Raw genomic sequence first — 4,626 nt, 5'->3', positions numbered from 1 at the left:
CCTCCCTCGGCAACGGCCTCAAGTACGGCGCCGCCGTCACCGCGTACAGCGGCACGGGCAGGGTCCGCGTCGACGGTACGTCGATCACCTTCCACGGCTGCGAGGACCTCACGGTCGTCGTCAGCGGCGGCACCGACTACGCGCCCGACGCGGCGAAGAAGTTCCGTGACCCGTCCCTGGTCCCGGAGCGTCTCGCCAGGACCAAGGTCCTGAACGCGGCGGGCCACTCGGCGAGCACCCTGCTCCACACCCATGTCGCCGACTTCCGGGACGTGTTCGGACAGCTGGACATCAACCTGGGTACGTCGTCCGCCGCGCAGCGCGAACTGGACACCTGGGAGCGGATACAGGCACGCCACCGGGACGACGTCCCGGACCCGGAACTCGAGGCCGCCTACCTGCAGTTCGGCCGCTACCTGATGATCTCAGGATCGCGGGGCAGTCTGCCGATGGGCCTTCAGGGCCCCTGGCTGGACGGCAACGACCCGGACTGGATGGCCGACTACCACACCGACATCAACATCCAGATGAACTACTGGATGGCCGACCGGGCGGGTCTGTCCGACTGCTTCGACGCCCTCACGGACTACTGCCTCGCGCAGTTGTCCTCGTGGACGGACGCCACCCAGCGGCTGTTCAACGACCCGGCCAACCGGTACCGGAACTCCAGCGGGAAGATCGCCGGCTGGACCGTGGCGATCTCCACCAACCCGTACGGCGGGGGCGGCTGGTGGTGGCATCCGGCGGGCAACGCCTGGCTCTGCCAGAGCCTGTTCGAGCACTACGAGTATACTCAGGACCGTACCTACCTGAAGAAAATCTACCCGCTCCTCAAGGGCGCCGTGGAGTTCTGGGAGGCCCGTCTCGTCACCACGACCGTCACCGACGCGTCCGGCGCCTCGCGTGAGGTTCTGGTCGCCGACAGCGACTGGTCGCCCGAGCAGGGTCCGCTGGACGCCAAGGGCATCACCTACGCCCAGGAACTCGTGTGGAACCTCTTCGGCAACTTCCGCACCGCGACCGGAGTGCTCGCCAGGGACGCCGCCTACAGCAGGACCGTCGACGGTCTCCGTGAGCGCCTGTACCTCCCCGTGGTCAGTCCCACGACCGGCTGGCTGGAGGAGTGGATGTCGCCCGACAACCTCGGCGAGACCACACACCGGCATCTCTCCCCGCTCATCGGGCTCTTCCCCGGCGACCGGATCCGACCCGACGACTCCACGCCGAAGGAGATCGTCGCCGGCGCGACCGCCCTCCTCACCGCACGCGGTATGAACAGCTTCGGCTGGGCCAACGCCTGGCGCAGTCTGTGCTGGGCGCGGCTCAAGGACGCGGAGAAGGCGTACCAGCTCGTCGTCAACAACCTCAAGCCGTCGTCGGGCGGCAGCAACGGCAGCGCGATGAACCTCTTCGACATCTACGAGGTCGAGCAGGGCCGCGGCATCTTCCAGATCGACGCGAACTTCGGCACCCCGGCCGCGATCGTGGAGATGCTGGTCTACTCGCGCCCCGGCCACGTCGAGCTGCTGCCCGCGCTGCCCGCCGCCTGGTCGGCATCCGGCTCGGTGACCGGTGTGGGTGTCCGCGGAGGCTTCGTCGCCGACCTCAGCTGGAAGAACGGCAAGGTCACGCGGGCGACGCTGAAGAGCGTCGGCGGCCGTGCCACCACGGTCGTCGCGGGTGGCAGCGCACGGAAGATCACGCTCACGCCGGGCGAGTCCGTCACGCTCCGGAACCTCGGATGAGCGCCGCCTCGTACCGCCGCCGCGCGGTGGGCGTCTTCGCGGCCCTCGTCATGGCCTTGTGCGGACCCCTGACCGCTTCGTCGACGGCGCAGGCGCAGCAGGTGACCCAGCCGTCGGCGAAGGTCCCGGCGACGGTGGCGAATCCGGCCGCCGCCAAGGGCAGACACCCCGTCGTCACCTGGGGTGCCAGCGCCGACCGGCAGGGCGCGGGGCCCGCCGACCGCAGCTACCGCCTGATCGTGCGCACCAGCGTCGGCGGCACCGACCTGCGGATCCGGCTGTCCAACGCCTTCGGTGAGCACCCGGTGACCTTCGCCAGCGCGTACGCAGGGCTGCGCAGACAGGGTGCGGAACTGGTCCACGGCTCCAACCGGCGGCTCTCCTTCAACGGCGGAGCCCCGTCCGTGACCGTCCCTGCCGGACAGGTGGTGCTGAGCGATCCGCTGCCCGGGAAGCTGGCCGCCCGGAGCGATCTGGTGATCAGTCTGTACGTGACGGGCGCCCAGGGACCGACCACCGGTCACGGCATGGCCATGCAGACCAACTACGCGACCGCGGGCGACCACGCCGCCGAGGAGGGCGCGGCCGGCTGGACCGATCCGATGGGCTCCTGGTACTGGCTGGACGCCGTCGACGTGGAGGCACCCACGGCGGTCGGCTCGGTGGTGACCCTCGGGGACTCCATCACCGACGGATGGGCCTCGACCACGGACGGCGACCGCCGCTGGCCCGACTATCTGTCCCAGCGGCTGCAGGCGGCGCCCGGCATCCCCGTGAAGGGAGTGGCGAACGAGGGGATCTCGGGCAACAAGGTGCTCGCGGACGGTGCCGGACAGGCCGCGCTGAACCGGCTGGACCGTGATGTGCTCTCCCAGCCCGGGGTGCGGACGGTGTTCCTGTTCGAAGGGATCAACGACATCAAGGCCCACACCGGCGTCACGGTGGACGACATGATCGCCGGCTACCGGCAGATCATCGACCGGGCGCACGCGGCGGGCAAGTGTGTCGTCGGAGCGACCGTCATGCCGTTCAAGGACTGGTCCGAGTACGACGCCGCATCCGAGGCGGTGCGGCAGGGCGTCAACGAGTGGATCAGGACGAGCGGCGCGCTCGACGGCGTGACGGACTTCGACAGGATCACCCGCAGCCCCTACGACCCGCAGCGCATCCTGCCCTTCTTCGACGGCGGCGATCACCTGCACCCCAACGACAAGGGGATGCAGGCGATGGCCGACGCGGTGGACCTCGGGAGCCTGACCGCCTGCTGAGAGCGGGACCCCCGGGGCACGGTCAGGGGTAGGAGACCACCGTGGACGGCACGGTGGAGGTCCCCGAGGTGGGCGCCCCGGCGTCGTTGACGACCCGCTCGTACTGCCCGTTGCCGCCCAGTGAGACGACCAGGAGGTTGTGGAACTTCACCCCCGGTTTGTTCGGTGCCGCGAACCCGTGGTGCTGGACGATCGCCGGATCGACGTTGTAGTAGCAGTAGCTGCCCAGGCCCCATCCCTCGTGCGTGGTCACGGAGTCGGCGACCTTGTAGGCCGCGTACCCCTTGATCCCGCCGTTCTGGATGGCGGCCTGGTTCGGCGCGTCGTACGCCTTCTCGTTCTGGAAGAAGATGGTGCGCCCACGCTCGCCGTACCACTGGACGTCGTACTTGTTGAAGTGCTCGACGAACAGGCCGGTGGCCAGGACGTCGGCGCCGTTGACGCGGATGCCGTAGTCAGCCCGGTTGGTCTCCCAGCCGACGCCGGTGCCGTGGTCGGCGCGCCAGACCCAGGTGTGGTCGATGATCGTGTGACGGCTGTTGATGACCATGCTGGTGGTGGCCTTGCCGGCGCCCGCGCCGCCGATCCGTACGAAGACGTCCTGCACGGTGGTCGGGTTGGCGGAGTGGTCCGCGGAGGCTCCGGCCGGACCGACCTCCAGGAGCGTGGTGGAGTTGACGGGTCCGGCGTCGATCAGGAAGCCGGCCAGCCGCACCCCGTCGACGTCCGCCGTCCTGAGCGCGGTGACGCCGTTGTCCGGGATCAGGGTGGCGTACCCGAGGCCCAGGACCACGGTGCCCGCGCGGTTGACCTGGACCGGCTGGTCGAGGTGGTAGATGCCCGGCGTCAGCAGCAGATGGAGGCCCTGGGTGAGCGCGGCGTTCAGGGTGGCGGCGGAGACACCGGGTTTGGCGACGTAGAACTGGCTGAGCGGCAGCGACGTGCCGCGCGGGGTTCCACTGCCCCAGGTGGTGCCGCGCGCGTTGGTGCGCTTCTCCGGCAGGAAGACGCGGTACTCGCTGCCGCTCAGGTAGAGGAAGGGCTTCTCCCGCGACACCGGTGTGGTGTCGAGCGTGGTGTAGGGCGGGTTCGGGAAGGACTGCGCGGGTGCGCCCTGGACGCCGGAGAACACCATGTTCCAGACGGCGTTGGCCCAGCCGCCCACCGAACTGTCGCGGGTGTACCACTGCTGCTGCGAGTACGGTCCGACCGAGCCGTCGACGCGGCTGTCGGCGATATAGCCGCCGCTGGCCCAGCCGTAGCCGCTGGGCGCCAGATTGAGGCCGCCCTTGACATGCATCCGGCGGAAGGGGGCGGCCTGCGCGACCGCCCACCGGTTGGTGCCGTTGACCGGACTCAGGGCGAGGTTCTCCGCCGAGCGCCAGAAGTTCTGGGTCGCGTTGCCGTTGAACCAGCCCGCGTCGACGGTCACGTCGCCGTTGATGGTGGTGTCGTCCGGGGACAGCCCGAGGCCCGCGATCGAGGTGTAGAAGCCGAGCTGGGCGTTGAGCCCGTTGTAGGTGCACCCGCAGCGGGCCGGTGTTCGCGGCGTTCAACTCCGCCTTCGAGGTGGGCGGTTCGGCCTGCACGATCCGGACCGTCGAGAAGCTCAC

General features: G+C 69.6%; 2 protein-coding genes and 1 pseudogene. 2 read left to right on the top strand and 1 reads right to left on the bottom strand.

Annotation, left to right across the window (positions count from 1 at the left end; translation table 11 throughout):
• Both ABZV34_RS37225 and ABZV34_RS37220 read left to right on the top strand, forming a co-directional pair.
• On the top strand, positions 1-1,745 hold a 1,745-nt coding region (locus ABZV34_RS37225), incomplete at its 5' end, for a glycoside hydrolase family 95-like protein (RefSeq protein WP_356287029.1).
• A complete protein-coding gene (locus ABZV34_RS37220; RefSeq protein ID WP_356287026.1) occupies positions 1,742-3,013 on the top strand; it encodes an SGNH/GDSL hydrolase family protein in 1,272 nt (423 codons plus the stop codon). The genes ABZV34_RS37225 and ABZV34_RS37220, both read left to right, overlap by 4 nt.
• 22 nt (positions 3,014-3,035) lie before the next feature.
• Here ABZV34_RS37220 and ABZV34_RS37215 read toward each other — a convergent pair.
• A pseudogene (locus ABZV34_RS37215) lies at positions 3,036-4,535 on the bottom strand (coagulation factor 5/8 type domain-containing protein); the annotation flags it as partial.
• Positions 4,536-4,626 lie beyond the last annotated feature (91 nt).

The sequence above is a fragment of the Streptomyces sp. NPDC005195 genome, from assembly GCF_040608315.1.
Taxonomy (GTDB): Bacteria; Actinomycetota; Actinomycetes; order Streptomycetales; family Streptomycetaceae; genus Streptomyces; species Streptomyces kaempferi.
The sequence above is the reverse complement of the archived record's forward strand: the minus strand, read 5'-3'. Positions and strand labels throughout refer to the sequence as shown.